A 13867-nucleotide genomic window follows, 5' to 3' on the forward strand; every position below is an offset into this window, starting at 1 on the left:
GTCATGATCCCGGCCGTTCCGGAGGAGCGGCTTCCAAGGGCGCAATTATACGTCGCTGACGCGACGCCCTTGCTGGAGGCCGATTTGGCCCGCCGCTCTCGACGAACGCGATGAACTCGTTCGCAACCGGGAAGGAACTGCGCCGTGGCCGTCCCTCATTTCTCCGTCAGCATCGTCGCCCGTGGCTCCGGCCGCAGCGCCGTGCTGTCGGCGGCCTACCGGCACTGCGCGAAGATGGACTATGAGCGGGAAGCCCGGACGATCGACTACACCCGCAAGCGTGGTCTCCTGTATGAGGAGTTCGTCATTCCGGCAGGGGCTCCCACATGGCTGCGTGCCATGATCGCGGACAGGTCGGTGTCCGGAGCGTCCGAAGCCTTCTGGAACAAGGTCGAGGCGTTCGAAAAGCGATCGGACGCGCAGCTCGCCAAGGACGTCACCATTGCCCTTCCGATCGAGCTCTCTGCCGAGCAGAGCATTGCTCTCGTCCGGGATTTCGTGGAGCGGCACATCACGTCGAAGGGCATGGTCGCCGACTGGGTCTATCACGACGCACCGGGCAATCCGCATGTCCATCTGATGACGACGCTCAGGCCGCTGACAGAGCGCGGGTTCGGCGCAAAGAAGATTGCGGTGACCAGTCCGGACGGTAACCCGATGCGCAACGATGCCGGCAAGATCGTCTATGAACTCTGGGCGGGAAGCGCAGACGATTTTAATACGATTCGCGATGGTTGGTTCGCCTGTCAGAATAGGCATCTTGCCCTTGCCGGTCTCGACATCCGCGTCGACGGGCGGTCCTTTGAAAAGCAGGGCATCGAACTGACCCCGACCATCCATCTCGGTGTCGGCACCAAAGCGATCGACCGCAAGGCGGAACAAGCCAACGCAAGGTCGTCGGCATGGTCGCCAAAGCTCGAACGCATTGAACTGCAGGAAGACCGCCGCACGGAAAATGCCCGACGCATACAGCGCCGTCCGGAAATCGTTCTCGACCTCATCACGCGGGAGAAGAGCGTCTTCGATGAACGCGACGTGGCGAAGATCCTGCACCGCTATATCGACGATGCCGCTCTGTTCCAGAACCTGATGGTGAGGATCCTGCAGAGCCCGGAGGCGCTGCGGCTCGAACGTGACCGGATCGACTTTGCGACTGGTATCCGGACGCCTGCCAAGTACACGACGCGGGAGATGATCCGGCTTGAAGCCGAGATGGTCAGCCGGGCTATCTGGCTGTCCGGGCGCGCCTCTCATGGCGTACGCGAGGCGGTGCTGGAGGCGACGTTTGCGCGCCATGCCCGTCTGTCGGATGAACAGCGGACTGCGATCGAACGTGTGGCTGGCGGCGAACGGATCGCCGCCGTCATCGGCCGCGCCGGCGCCGGTAAGACGACGATGATGAAGGCGGCGCGCGAAGCCTGGGAAGCGTCCGGCTATCGTGTCGTCGGTGGTGCGCTTGCCGGCAAAGCAGCCGAGGGCCTGGAGAAGGAAGCCGGTATTCAGTCCCGCACGCTGTCGTCGTGGGAGCTGCGCTGGAACCAGAGCCGCGACCAGATCGACACGAGAACCGTTTTCGTGCTGGATGAGGCCGGCATGGTGTCGTCGCGGCAGATGGCGCTGTTCGTCGAGGCCGTGAGCAAGGCCGGCGCAAAGCTTGTGCTCGTCGGTGACCCCGAACAGTTGCAGCCGATCGAGGCGGGAGCTGCCTTCCGGGCGATCGCCGACCGGATCGGCTATGCCGAGCTCGAAACGATCTATCGTCAGCGCCAGCAATGGATGCGCGACGCCTCGCTCGATCTGGGGCGCGGCAATGTCGGCCAAGCGGTTGATGCCTATCGTGCCCATGGGCATGTCAGGGGGTTGGACCTCAAGGCGCAGGCCGTCGAAAGCCTGATCGCCGATTGGGATCGCGACTACGATCCTTCGAAGAGCAGCCTGATCCTCGCACACCTTCGGCGCGACGTTCGGATGTTGAACGATATGGCTCGAGCCAAGCTGGTCGAGCGCGGCATCCTCGCGGACGGCTTTGCCTTCAAGACCGAGGACGGAACCCGCATGTTCGCGGCCGGCGACCAGATCGTGTTCCTGAAGAACGAGGGTAGCCTTGGCGTCAAGAACGGTATGTTGGCCAAGGTGATCGACGCTGCAGCTGGGCGGCTCGTGGTGGCACTTGGCGAAGGGGAACATCGCCGTCTGGTCACGATCGAGCAGCGCTTCTACAACAAGCTCGACCACGGCTATGCGACGACGATCCACAAGAGCCAAGGCGCGACCGTCGATCGCGTCAAGGTGCTTGCTTCCCTTTCGCTGGACCGTCATCTCACCTATGTGGCGATGACGCGCCATCGCGAGGATCTCGCCATCTATTACGGCCGACGTTCTTTCGCGAAGTCCGGTGGCCTTATCCCGATCCTGTCGCGCCGGAACGCCAAGGAGACGACGCTCGACTACGAGAAGAGCTCTTTGTACGGCCAAGCCTTGCGCTTCGCCGAGGCGCGAGGCCTGCATCTCATGAACGTCGCCCGCACGATCGCCCACGATCGCCTCCAATGGGTCGTACGGCAGAAACAAAAGCTCGCCGATCTCGGCGCCCGCCTGGCGGCAATTGGCGTGATACTCGGGCGCGCCGCCAGCGCCAAAACATCACCCAAATCGAAGGCCAAGGAGTCGAAGCCCATGGTATCTGGCATTTCCACTTTCCCGAAATCCATCGACCAGTCCGTCGAGGACAAGCTCGCAGCAGATCCCGGTCTCAAAAAACAATGGGAGGATGTCTCCACTCGCTTCCATCTCGTCTACGCCCAGCCGGAAAGCGCCTTCAAGGCGGTGAATGTCGACGCGATGCTCAAGGATCAGGCGATCGCCAAAACCACGCTGGCAAAGATCGCCGGCGAACCGGAGCGCTTCGGTGCATTGAGGGGTAAGACGGGCGTGTTCGCCAACCGGGGCGACAAGCAGGACCGCGAACGGGCGATTGCCAACGTGCCGGCTCTGGCCCGCAATCTCGAACGCTATCTTCGCCAGCGGGCCGAGATCGAACGCAAGCATGAAACGGAGGAACGCGCGGTTCGCCGGCAAGTCTCGGTCGACATCCCCGCGCTCTCTGCTCCCGCAAAGCAAACGCTCGAGCGCGTGCGTGATGCGATCGACCGCGATGATCTTCCCGCCGGTCTCGAATATGCGCTTGCCGTCAAAATGGTGAAGGCCGAACTCGATCGGTTCGCCAAAGCCGTCTCGCAACGGTTCGGCGAACGCACCTTCCTCGGCATCGCGTCGAAGGATCCGAGCGGAGAGACCTTCAAGTCCGTCACGGCAGGGATGAACCCCGCGCAAAAGGCGGAGGTACAAGCCGCCTGGAATTCGATGCGGACCATCCAGCAGCTCTCCGCTCATGAGAGAACGACCGAGGCGCTGAAGCAGGCCGAGACCTTGCGGCAGACCAGGAGCCAGGGACTTTCGCTGAAATGATCCCGACAATCAGGCGCCAGTGCCCGACACACGAAAAAATTCACCCCGCCGCGACGCTATTATTGGCCGCGGCCTTGCTGGCGTTTGTCTTGTCCGTCGCCGCCGCCGCCGGTGGGTTCCGCATCAATATGACACCAAGCGAACCGCTCGGCCTCTGGCGGGTCGCAGCACTCGATCGGTCCCCCGCGGTCGGCGATGTCGTCTTCATCTGCCCGCCGGAAAACGACAGGATGCGCGAGGCCCGACAGCGCGGCTATCTGCGCTCCGGTTCGTGCCCGGGCGGTTTTGCCCCGCTGATCAAAACGGTGATCGCCACCGAGGGTCAAAGGGTGGAGATCAGGTCAGCCATGTTCGTCGATGGCATCACCGTGGCAAATTCGGCAGTCGCCAGAGCAGATGGAAAAGGTCGAGCTCTTTCGGCTTTTGCAAGTGGCACCGTGCCAGCTGGACACGCCGTTCTGCATTCCGGTTTCGCGGGCTCCTACGATTCCCGCTATTTCGGTCCTTTACCCGTGTCCGGCATCCTCGGTCTGGCGCAAAAGGTGCTCACCTATGCGCCGTGACCACGTGGGTACCGCAGCGCTGATCGGCCTTGCCCTTGCCGTCGCCTCGATCGGATGGAGCGGCCAGGTGCTTCTCCTACCAGTCGCCCTCGCCTTTCCTGTATTATGGGCTCATGCACCCAATCGGATGGCGGCGGGGCTGGTCTCTGCGGCATATTTCCTCGCAGCCTCACGAGGGTTGCCGCAAGGCGTCGCCACCTTCTATTCGTCCGACCTTTGGCCAGGACTGCTGCTCTGGCTCGCGGCATCGGTCAGCTTTTTCGGGGTCTACACGGTCCTTTGGACATCGGTTCGCACCAAGAGACCCCATCGGTACGTGGCCGCTGGCATCCTGATGGCCCTACCCCCTTTCGGAATTACCGGTTGGGCGCATCCGATCACTGCGGCGGGCGTTCTGTTTCCGGGATGGGGGTGGTGGGGACTGGCTGCCACGACAGCCGGTCTGATCGGCCTCGTAACCCGGCTTTGGCCGGCTGTCGCGATCGCTTTGGCAGGCGCGTGGGTTTGGTCCGGGCTAACCTGGACCGATCCAGAAGTACCTCAGTCATGGCGCGGCGTCGATTGGCAAATGGGTTCTTCGCTCGGACGCGAGGCCGGTCTTCAGCGACAGCGTGACCTGATCGCAACGGTGCAAAAGGTGGCTAGCGATGGTGTCGGCTACATCGTCCTGCCGGAAAGTGCGCTGGGCTTCTGGACGCCCACCATCGAGCGGCTATGGACCAGGGCTCTGGCCGGCAGTCCCGTGACGGTGGTCGCCGGCGCATCCGTTGTCGGCGCCGATGGCTATGACAATGTTTTGGTGGCGGTGTCGGCCGGAGGCGGCCGCGTCCTGTATCGTCAGCGCATGCCTGTTCCCGGCTCGATGTGGCAGCCGTGGTGGGGCGATAGCAAAGGCGCGCGCGCGGACTTTTTTGCAAACCCGGTTGTCGTCCTTAACGGCTACAAGGTCGCGCCGCTGATCTGCTACGAACAGCTCGTTGCCTGGCCCGCCCTGCAATCGATGTTGCACGATCCCGATGTCATCGTCGCCGTCGGCAATGGCTGGTGGACCGCGAATACCTCGATCGTCGCCATCCAGCGGGCCAGTGCCAGGGCCTTTGCGCGTCTCTTCGCCAAACCGCTCGTCCTTTCATTCAACACCTGAGCTGAGGAGGTAGTCATGCTCGATGCCGCGATGATAGAAAAATGCGCCGATCCCTCACTGACGCCTGCCATTGTCGAGCAATTCGTCCAGGCGGCCGGCTCCTCGGACCCGTTAGCGGTTGCCGTCAAAGCCGGTGGCCGGCTGATCCTCGTCCCGAAGCCGAGAACACCGGACGAGGCGATGGACCTCATCCGTAAATATGTTGGCCAGGCGGTGGTTCGCGTCGGGATCACGCAGGTCCCCGCCGGCATCGGCGTCAAGGATGTCTCTGAGCTCAAGCCTGATCTTGTAGAGGCTTGTGAAAATCTGCGCCTCGGCACGGGGATGTTCGCCAAGGTGGTGAGGATTGTCGCCAAGTGGTACGGCAATCCCACCGACAGGCAAGTCTTTCCGCAGATATTCGAAGATGCCGTCTATGCCTGGAAGACCGGCGAGTTCGAGGGCGTGAGCGTGTTTCGAGCCAAGGACCCTGACGTATCTGTGAAACTGACCGTCCCGCCCGTTGCCGAACAAGACGCCGACACCGACAGCGCGCCGGCCTCTTCGAAGCTCAAGGGCAGCGAGAATGGCGGTCCTGTCGGAACAGCGGAAATGCGGATCGATCTGTCCCGGATCGGCGCTAATTGAGCTTTTGGAAAACGCCTAGGTTTCCGGCAGCAGATAGCGCGTCAGAACGGCGGTATCGTCGTCGATGGTCACTTCCAGCACCTCGTTGACGAGATATTGTACCCCTACCAGTTCCCGCGGAATAAGAACAAATAGTTCCCGTTGAAGCGCAGGTAGCACTTGCGGCACGATAATCACGAGACCCGCGTGGAGCCGTTCCTTGACGTAGAGCTTGCGAAAGTCGCGAGCGTTGTTCGTCACGAAGGTGAAATCTTCCGCGACGATCCGAGGCATCAGGTCCCAGTCGGTCTCGCCGCTTAACCCCAACCAGTTGACGTGAAAACAATCGTGGCCGTGATCTTAAGCCACGGCCACGAGTGATGTGTGGAGGCATTCGTCGATCGGAAATTTTAAGAGGGCTTATCCGACGACTGTGGAACGCGCTCATTTGCTAGCCGAAGACGCTTTTCCGACTTCACCGTCAAGCCCAGCTCCGAAAGTTTGCGTGGCCGTCCTCGAACGGGATGGGCTGCAGTCCAGATGTCAGCAAGCCCCACCATTCGCCCCGTCAGCGAAGGATAGCCTTCGACGATTTCCTCGGTGCTCGCGCCTTGGGCTTTCATCGCGGCAATTGTTCGCACCGGAACGCGAGTTCCCTTAAAAACCGGTTCGCCGCCGACAACTCCTTTGACGCTCTGGATCAATTTTCCAGCCTCTCGAAGCGCCTCTGCGCGCGCGGCCAATTGCTCCCTTGCCCGCGCGACGTCGATGATAAGGTAATCGTCGGCCCTTACGGTATCGGCGCCCGGGTTCTCATCGATTGTGTCGAACATTCGTTTACGGCGCTCGGCAGATAGGATCGATCCAACGCCGTACCAGAGCTTCAAGCGAAGCAGATCCTCTTCAGTAAGAGCTCGGCCCTTGGTGCTGGACGGACGATTGGCGACGATCCGCTTGTCGATCGCGTTGTGCACCGACTTTATCGCAATCTCGCTCACAGCGGCGGCCTCGGCAGGCGTGTAGATGTGTGAGACAGGGACCATAATCATTCTCCTTGAGAAGAATATATAAGGCGGCTGATGCGCGCCGTAAAGCGATGATGTTGCGAGGCAACGATCGAAGCTTCGCGATCGTTGGTGCTGGCCAAGAATTGCGGCATCGACATCGCGCCGGAGCGTTTTGCGAGCTTCATCGAGATGGTGGCGCTCGGTTCCGCCTCAGGGTACCGGCGACCATCGCCGTTCCGAAGCCCGTCCTTCCTCGTCTCGCTCACACCAGGCAAAGCAACTCGCGCGGCGAAAGCTGGGCTTTGGGCGGGCAGCGATCATTTCCATTGCACGGATATTCGACGGATAGCGATCCGCGGGAAGACAACGCTGAACGGGATGCGCCGCCAAGCTTCGAGAAAACCACCTTGTGAATGCGAAATCGTCATCGCTGCCATTGTCGGGAGAAAATCGCGATGGCCCCCGATTGATAGCTGCGGGGCAACAATCTTCGACGATCGTTATTGGACCCCCGGCCGCCGGCTGTCCACCATCCCCACGGCAACAACACAAAAAAAGCGAGACGAGCCATGGGAACAAAGCAAAGCCGGATTCTGCTCTCGGCGATCATGACAGCAATCCTGTCCACCCCCCTGCGAGCAGAAACGCTTGTGGTCAACAGCTACGGCGGCCCCTACGAGGAGATCATAGAAAAAGCGATCATCGAACCGTTCGAGGCCAAGTTCGGTATCGATGTCATTTATGATCCGGTCGGCTCGGCCTCGCAGGACTATGCGAAAATCAAGGCGACCGGGGGCCGACCGGGGTTCGATGTCGTCGTCATGACCGCTTCGCAGTCGGTGCAGGGCTGCCGTGACGGCGTGCTGGAGAAACTTGACGCGGCCACGATCCCGAACCTTGCCAAGCTCATGCCGAGATTGGCGGCCGCGGCCGGTCCCTGCGGTGCCGTGCACGAAGTCCAGTACCTGTCGCTCCTCTACCGGAAGGACAAGCTTGCCACGCCGTCCTCCTGGACGGCGCTCCTCGCCCCAGAGCTGAAGGGCAGGATCGTGCTGCCGACGTTTCAAAACATCATGGCCATCTACCTCGTCGAGATGATGTCCGTGATCAATGGTGGCGACCTTGTCGACAATCTCGATCCGGGTTTCAAGGCCATGGAAGCTGTCGCCAGGCAGTCCATTGGATTCGAACAATCGTCTGCCATTCTTGAAAGCTACATCAAGGACGGCACGGTCTGGGCCATGCCTTTCTGGAACGGTCGCGCTCAACTCCTCGTCGATGCCGGCTTGCCCGTTGACTACATCCGTCCCAAGGAAGGCACCATTCCTCTCATCGCCACGCTAAACGTGCCCGCGGGTGCACAAAACAAGCAATCGGCCATGAAGTTCATCGATTTCTTCCTGGAAAAGACAAGTCAGGAAGCGTGGATCGGTGGCTACAAGGTCGGGAGCGCGCGAACCGACGTAGAGGTCCCCGAGGCGATTCGCACGCGGCAGATCACCTCGGAAGCTGACCTCAAGACCCTGCTTCTTCCGGACCTGTCGCTCGTCGCCGAGCGCCTGCCGCGCTGGGCCGAGCAGTGGGACCGCGATGTCGTTCCCCAGGCAGACTGAGAGGTCGCGATGAACACCATCACACTTGCGGTTCCGGCGGCTTCTCTATCTCCAATCAGGAGATCCTACAGTTACATGGCTTTGTCGCCAGCTGCCGTATTCCTGAGCGTCTTTTTCGCGCTTCCGATGGGACTGATGATCGGCATCAGCTTTTCACAAGAGGAAGTCGGTGGATTTTCCGTCGAGAGCTACCGACGGTTTTTCACCGACGGACTTTCGGTTGCTGGATTCTGTCGCACGGCCATCATGTCCGGACTCGTTGCGATCGCGGTTACTGTGCTGGGGTATCCGGTCGCCTATTTTCTGGCTCGTTCCAGGAGCCGGTGGCGCGCGGTCGTCTTTGCCCTTGCGCTGGCACCGGAACTTGCGGGCGTGGTGCTGCGGACCTACGGCTGGCTCATCATTCTGGAAGATCGCGGCTTCATCAACGATGTTCTCCTTGACCTCGGTCTTATTTCGTCGCCGCTCCCGCTTTCGAAGAATCTCTTTGCCGTCGTCGTCGGCCTGACCCACGTCGTGTTGCCGTTCGGCATTCTCTCGCTGATGACCAGCATTCAGGGCATCGACGAAAGTCTCGAGCGCGCGGCGCAGATGCTCGGTGCCTCGCGCGTCTCCGTCGTCCGCCACGTCATCGTTCCGCTTTCCGTTCCGGGAATTGTCAGCTCGCTGCTGCTTTCGTTCACCATGGCCGCGAGCGCCTACGCGACACCAGCACTTCTCGGCGGCGCCGGTTTCAAAGTCCTGGCGACGATGATCTCCGAGCAGGTCCTCTTCTACGTCGACTGGCCCTTTGCCGCCGTCATGGCCAATGCGCTTCTCCTTCTGATGCTGGTGATCTCGTTCGTTGGCGTGCGGTTTGAAACGCGGCACCGTACCAAGCGAAGCGGCGCCGGGAGGGCCACGGCATGAACTGGTTCCTCTCGGTCCTCTTCCGGCTCATGCTGGCCGGTGTGCTCACCTTCATCACGCTGCCACTTGCCGTCGTCATAGCGGCCTCGTTCAGCCCGACCTCCGCGGTGACGTTCCGGCCGTGGGAGTGGACGGCGCGGTGGTACGGCGACCTCGTCTCGCAGCGCTGGCTCCTGCCCTTTCTGCTCAGCGTCAAGGTCGCGGTGATCGTCTCTATCGTCAGCGGCATCATCGGCGTCATGGCAGCCTATGCCATCGTCTATGAAAAGATTCGCGGCAGTGAAGCGGTGATGTCGGTGCTTCTCTCGCCGCTGTCGGTGCCGCAGATCGTCAAGGGCGTAGCGATCGTCCTGTTCCTGTCGCTGGTCGGGCTGCAGTCCTTCCTTGGCACGCCTGCGCTGATCGCCGCCCACATCGTCCTCGCCCTGCCATTCGTCGTGAGAATGGTGGCGACGTCTATTGCGAACTTCGACCGCAATCTGGATCGGGCGGGTCAAATCCTGGGGGCGAGCAAGCGGCAGCGGGTGCAGCACATTCTTTTGCCAGCGATCAGGCCTGGTGTGCTGTCAGGCATGACCTTCGCCTTCATCATCTCCTTCAACAACATTCCGCTGTCGGTGTTCCTGGTTCGACCAGGCGATACGACGCTGCCGATCACCGTCATCAATTACCTCGAATACAGCCTCGATCCGGTGATGGCGGCGGTCAATGTCGCGTCGATGATTTTCATCCTCGCGGTGATCTTCCTTTTTGAAAAGATCGGCGGCTTTTCCGTCAAACTCCATGGTGGCAGCAAATGAGCAGCATCGATATTGAACTCGTCTCCGTCAGCAAGTCCTTCGGGGCGATCTCCGTCGTGAAGGACATCAGCTTGCAGATCCCGCAGGGTGAGTTCGTCAGTATTCTCGGACCCTCCGGCTGCGGGAAGACGACAACGCTCAACATGATCGCCGGCTTCAACCAGCCGTCGTTCGGCGATATCAGGATCCGCGGGAGGAGCCAGGGCCGCGTTCCACCAGAACGGCGAAATATCGGACTGGTGTTCCAGAACTACGCGCTTTTTCCGCACATGACGGTCGCCGACAACGTCGGTTTTGGCCTCAAGATGAAGAGCGTGGCGCGATCGGAGATCGAAAGCGGCGTGGCGTCGGCGCTGCGAAGTGTTCATCTTGAAGACTACGGCGCGCGCTATCCGAGGGAATTGTCGGGTGGACAGCAGCAACGCGTGGCTCTGGCGCGTGCCATTGCGCCACGCCCATCCGTCCTGCTCCTCGACGAGCCGCTCTCGAATCTCGATCTGAAGCTTCGAGAGGCCATGCGGCTCGAACTGAAGGAACTCCAGCAGCAGCTGGGCATGACGTTCGTCTACGTGACGCACGACCAGGAAGAAGCGATGGCGATGTCCGACCGGATCGTGGTGATGTGGCAGGGGGTCATTGCCCAAACGGGCGGGCCTGCTTCGATCTACCGTCATCCGGCGAGCTCATTCGTGGCGGATTTCATCGGGAAATCGAACATCCTCACCATCGAAGGGACGAGTGAGCAGGAAGCCACCCTCGACCTTCACCTGTCCGGGAGCGCGATCAGCTTGCGGGCGAAGCGCCCGCCGAACCGTCAGCAAGCCCGCTTCTGCTGCATCCGGCCCGAAGACATCGCGGTGCTGAACAACACCGGCGACGCCGGCGGGTGCGGCGTCAATCGTCTGTCCGGAACCGTCCGCCGGGTCATCAACCTCGGTCCGTCGCTGGAGCTCGCGGTCGAGATCGATCCGCAGGTCGTCTTGACGGTGCTCACACGCTCATCGCTGTCGGCCTCACTTCCAGTTATCGGCGACGTCGTTGCGCTTTCCATCGATCCAGACGACATCCAGGTCCTGCCGGAATAGCCGATGGCGATCGATACGCTACGCCTATCAATCCGATCCAATCGATATTGGTGATGCGTCGCTCGCCTGCCCTACGATCATCGCGACCTTAGAGGAAGGTCAGCAACAGGAGTTTTAGGAATGCTCACCAAAATAAGGCTTCGCGCCGTTCAGCATGCCAGCAATGTCTGCGGCGATATCGAGGGTTTCGACTTCAATGACTATGACGCCGACGACGTCGCGGCGGTGCGAAAGTTCTGGCTGCAATACGGCGTCGTCCGTTTCAAGAAGGCCGGCATCACCGACGCCCAGCAGGTGCAGTTCTCGCGTCACTTCGGCGAGTTCGTCATCCATCCCAAGCAATTGCAGGAAGGCGGTCATCCGACCCACCCGGAAATCCTCGTCATCAGCAATGCGATGAAGGATGGCAAGCCAAGCGGTGCGATGGGCAATAGCGAGGCGACGTGGCACACCGATACGTGGTTCTACGAACGCCCGCCGGCGGGCGCGATCCTGCGTGCCGTCGCTGTTCCGCCTTCAGGCGGCGACACTTATTTCCTCTCGACCTATATCGCTTATGACACGCTGCCGGCTCCTCTAAAGAACGCCGTCGATGGGCGCCAGATCTTCTTCCAGAACGTCTACGACAAGACGGGCAAGCTCAGGCTTGGCAAGTCCACGCCGAAAAGCCAGGACTTCCGCGAATGGAGCGGCATCGTGCATCCGTTGGTGCGCACACATGGTGAGACAGGCCGCAAGGCGCTTTACCTCGGCGGAACGACTGAAGGCGCGTGGATCGTGGGCATGAGCCGCGATGAGAGCGACGCGCTGCTCGCCGAACTGTGGGATCACACGACGAACACGAAGCACATCTTCGTGCAGCAATGGGATGAGGGCGACATCATGATGTGGGACAATCGTTGCACCATGCACCGCCGCGACTCCTTCGATCCCGCGTCCATCCGGATCATGCATCGCACCACCACTTCCGGCGAACGGCCGGTCTGAGCCGATCCAGGCCTACCGACCGAACAGCGAGAAAGCCCAATCGATGACAGCGTTCTATCAGATGATCGACAGAAGCCCTCCCCTGCCCGCTGACCTGATCGAGCGACTGTCATCGGTTGACACGGCGACCATCGGCCATGTCGAGCACCTGGGATTTGTCGGCGGTGATATCCGACCCGTATTTCCTGCCCGCGTGGCCGGTGCCGCCTTCACCGTCGCGGCTCCAGGCCGTGACGGCGTCATCATCTACAAGGCGATCGATCTACTGTTGCCCGGCGACATCCTGGTGATCTCGCGCGTCGATCGCGACGACATCGCCTGTGTCGGTGGTGGTGTCGCTGCCGCCGCAAAGGCCAAGGGGGCTGCGGGCATCGTTATCGACGGTCCGTGCACGGATGTCGATGAAATCATCGCCACCGGCGTTCCCGTCTGGTGTCGCGGCGTCTCCGCCAAAACCACGAACCGCCAGTTTCAGATTGGTGGCTCGCTCAACGTGCCAATCGCCTGCGGCGCGGTCGCAGTTCTGCCTGGCTATGGGGTGCTTGCGGACAATGAAGGTGTGTTCGTGGCCGATCGCAACCGCTTGAGGATCCTTGCTGACGCGGCATTGGAGCGCCAGAAGCGCTCGGTGGCTGTCCGGTCTCATTTGGCCTCCGGCCGGTCGATCTTCGACTTTGACGAGGAGCCGAGGTCTTGAAAATCGCCCTCGTTCAAATGAGTTCGCAGCCCGATCGGGCCTATAATCTTGCCGAAGCCGCGCGGCTGATGCGCGAGGCTATGATCGGCAGACCCGACCTGATCGTGCTGCCGGAACATTTCGACTGGCTTGGCGGGACGGTCGCCGACAAGAGGCGCGCGGCGGACCGCATACCAGGTGGCGAAGCATATGTCCTCGTTCAGCGGTTCGCAAAGGACAACGCGGTCTGGGTCCATGCCGGTAGCCTGATGGAGCGCCGCGGCCAGGATCACCGTGTCTACAACACCACCGTCGTGTTCAACGCCAAGGGCGAGGAGGTCGGCCTCTACCGAAAAATTCACCTCTTCGACATCACCGCGCCCGATGGAAAGACCTATTCCGAGTCTGCTGCCGTGGCGCCGGGGCGCGATCTGTTCATCTATGAACTCGACGGCCATCGGATCGGCTGTGCAATCTGCTACGACCTGCGTTTTTCGCGCCTGTTCGATCGCCTCGCCGAGGAAAAGGTCGATATCTTCGTCCTGCCCGCTGCTTTCACTTACCAGACCGGGCAGGCTCATTGGGAGGTGCTGTGTCGGGCACGCGCGATCGAATTCCAAGCTTATTTCGCGGCCTGCGGACAGTGCGGAAGCTATGCGATGCGGGACGGGGAACTCCGCCGGACCTTCGGTCATTCCATGGTGTGCGATCCGTGGGGGCAGATTGTGGCGCGGGCCGAAAACGACGTCTGCGTCCTTGTGGTCGAAATCGACCCCGCTCGACTGCCTGAGGTTCGGCGCCTGATCCCGATGGCCGAGCACCGCGTTTTGCTCGCGGATAGGCAGGTTCGCCTGTCCCCCGGCACCAAGTCAAGACGTTGAGATATCAACGCCGCGGCTCGTCGATGCGGCCAAGTTCGACGTGACCGACCTCGAGCGCCCGGTCGAGTTCGTGGAGCGTCACGATCATTGGATTGGGGCTTTCCTCTCTCCAGATCGCTCAAAGACCG

The 13867-nt window shown here is 61.2% G+C and carries 14 protein-coding genes; 12 read left to right on the forward strand and 2 right to left on the reverse strand.

Annotated elements, in window-relative coordinates; genetic code table 11:
* Positions 1 to 144: 144 nt before the first annotated feature.
* From traA to AC2444_RS36260, 4 genes are read left to right on the forward strand one after another with little or no spacing between them, the layout of a single operon-like run.
* On the forward strand, positions 145 to 3468 hold the full coding sequence (gene traA / locus AC2444_RS36245) for a Ti-type conjugative transfer relaxase TraA (RefSeq protein ID WP_128450126.1): 3324 nt from the start codon (positions 145 to 147) through the stop codon (positions 3466 to 3468).
* Entirely contained in the window at positions 3465 to 4031 is a 567-nt protein-coding gene (traF, locus tag AC2444_RS36250; RefSeq protein WP_012760268.1) for a conjugative transfer signal peptidase TraF, read from the forward strand. Before traA ends, traF begins: the two co-directional genes overlap by 4 nt.
* Entirely contained in the window at positions 4021 to 5175 is a 1155-nt protein-coding gene (locus tag AC2444_RS36255) for a conjugal transfer protein TraB (protein WP_012760267.1), read from the forward strand. Before traF ends, AC2444_RS36255 begins: the two co-directional genes overlap by 11 nt.
* Before the next feature lie 15 nt (positions 5176 to 5190).
* On the forward strand, positions 5191 to 5802 hold the full coding sequence (locus AC2444_RS36260; protein ID WP_012760266.1) for a TraH family protein: 612 nt from the start codon (positions 5191 to 5193) through the stop codon (positions 5800 to 5802).
* 15 nt (positions 5803 to 5817) lie between these two features.
* Here AC2444_RS36260 and AC2444_RS36265 read toward each other — a convergent pair whose 3' ends face one another.
* Both AC2444_RS36265 and AC2444_RS36270 read right to left on the reverse strand, forming a co-directional pair.
* On the reverse strand, positions 5818 to 6108 hold the full coding sequence (locus AC2444_RS36265) for a hypothetical protein (RefSeq protein ID WP_244432306.1): 291 nt from the start codon (positions 6106 to 6108) through the stop codon (positions 5818 to 5820).
* Positions 6109 to 6191: 83 nt separating this feature from the next.
* On the reverse strand, positions 6192 to 6824 hold the full coding sequence (locus AC2444_RS36270; protein WP_012760264.1) for a DUF433 domain-containing protein: 633 nt from the start codon (positions 6822 to 6824) through the stop codon (positions 6192 to 6194).
* 90 nt (positions 6825 to 6914) lie between these two features.
* On the opposite strand from AC2444_RS36270, the gene AC2444_RS36275 reads away from it, so the two are divergent.
* The 8 genes from AC2444_RS36275 (at position 6915) to AC2444_RS36310 (ending at position 13739) form a co-directional block, all read left to right on the forward strand.
* On the forward strand, positions 6915 to 7400 hold the full coding sequence (locus tag AC2444_RS36275) for a hypothetical protein (RefSeq protein WP_164902801.1): 486 nt from the start codon (positions 6915 to 6917) through the stop codon (positions 7398 to 7400).
* Positions 7358 to 8401: an ABC transporter substrate-binding protein gene (locus AC2444_RS36280; RefSeq protein ID WP_012760263.1), complete on the forward strand. Its 1044-nt coding sequence runs from the start codon at positions 7358 to 7360 to the stop codon at positions 8399 to 8401. The genes AC2444_RS36275 and AC2444_RS36280 overlap by 43 nt, the downstream gene beginning before the upstream one ends.
* 9 nt (positions 8402 to 8410) lie before the next feature.
* Positions 8411 to 9310 (forward strand): ABC transporter permease, encoded by a 900-nt coding sequence (locus AC2444_RS36285; RefSeq protein ID WP_012760262.1) that lies wholly within the window; start codon positions 8411 to 8413, stop codon positions 9308 to 9310.
* A complete protein-coding gene (locus tag AC2444_RS36290) occupies positions 9307 to 10110 on the forward strand; it encodes an ABC transporter permease (protein WP_012760261.1) in 804 nt (267 codons plus the stop codon). The genes AC2444_RS36285 and AC2444_RS36290 overlap by 4 nt, the downstream gene beginning before the upstream one ends.
* Positions 10107 to 11195, forward strand: a complete 1089-nt coding sequence (locus AC2444_RS36295) for an ABC transporter ATP-binding protein (RefSeq protein WP_012760260.1) — start codon at positions 10107 to 10109, stop codon at positions 11193 to 11195. The genes AC2444_RS36290 and AC2444_RS36295 overlap by 4 nt, the downstream gene beginning before the upstream one ends.
* A gap of 120 nt (positions 11196 to 11315) precedes the next feature.
* The gene (locus AC2444_RS36300) at positions 11316 to 12182 is read left to right on the forward strand and encodes a TauD/TfdA dioxygenase family protein (protein ID WP_012760259.1); all 867 of its coding nucleotides are present in this window, start codon (positions 11316 to 11318) and stop codon (positions 12180 to 12182) included.
* A gap of 43 nt (positions 12183 to 12225) precedes the next feature.
* A complete protein-coding gene (locus AC2444_RS36305; RefSeq protein WP_012760258.1) occupies positions 12226 to 12879 on the forward strand; it encodes an RraA family protein in 654 nt (217 codons plus the stop codon).
* 17 nt (positions 12880 to 12896) lie between these two features.
* The gene (locus AC2444_RS36310) at positions 12897 to 13739 is read left to right on the forward strand and encodes a carbon-nitrogen hydrolase family protein (RefSeq protein ID WP_050786664.1); all 843 of its coding nucleotides are present in this window, start codon (positions 12897 to 12899) and stop codon (positions 13737 to 13739) included.
* Positions 13740 to 13867: the final 128 nt, after the last annotated feature.

The organism is Rhizobium sp. WSM1328 (genome assembly GCF_057653715.1).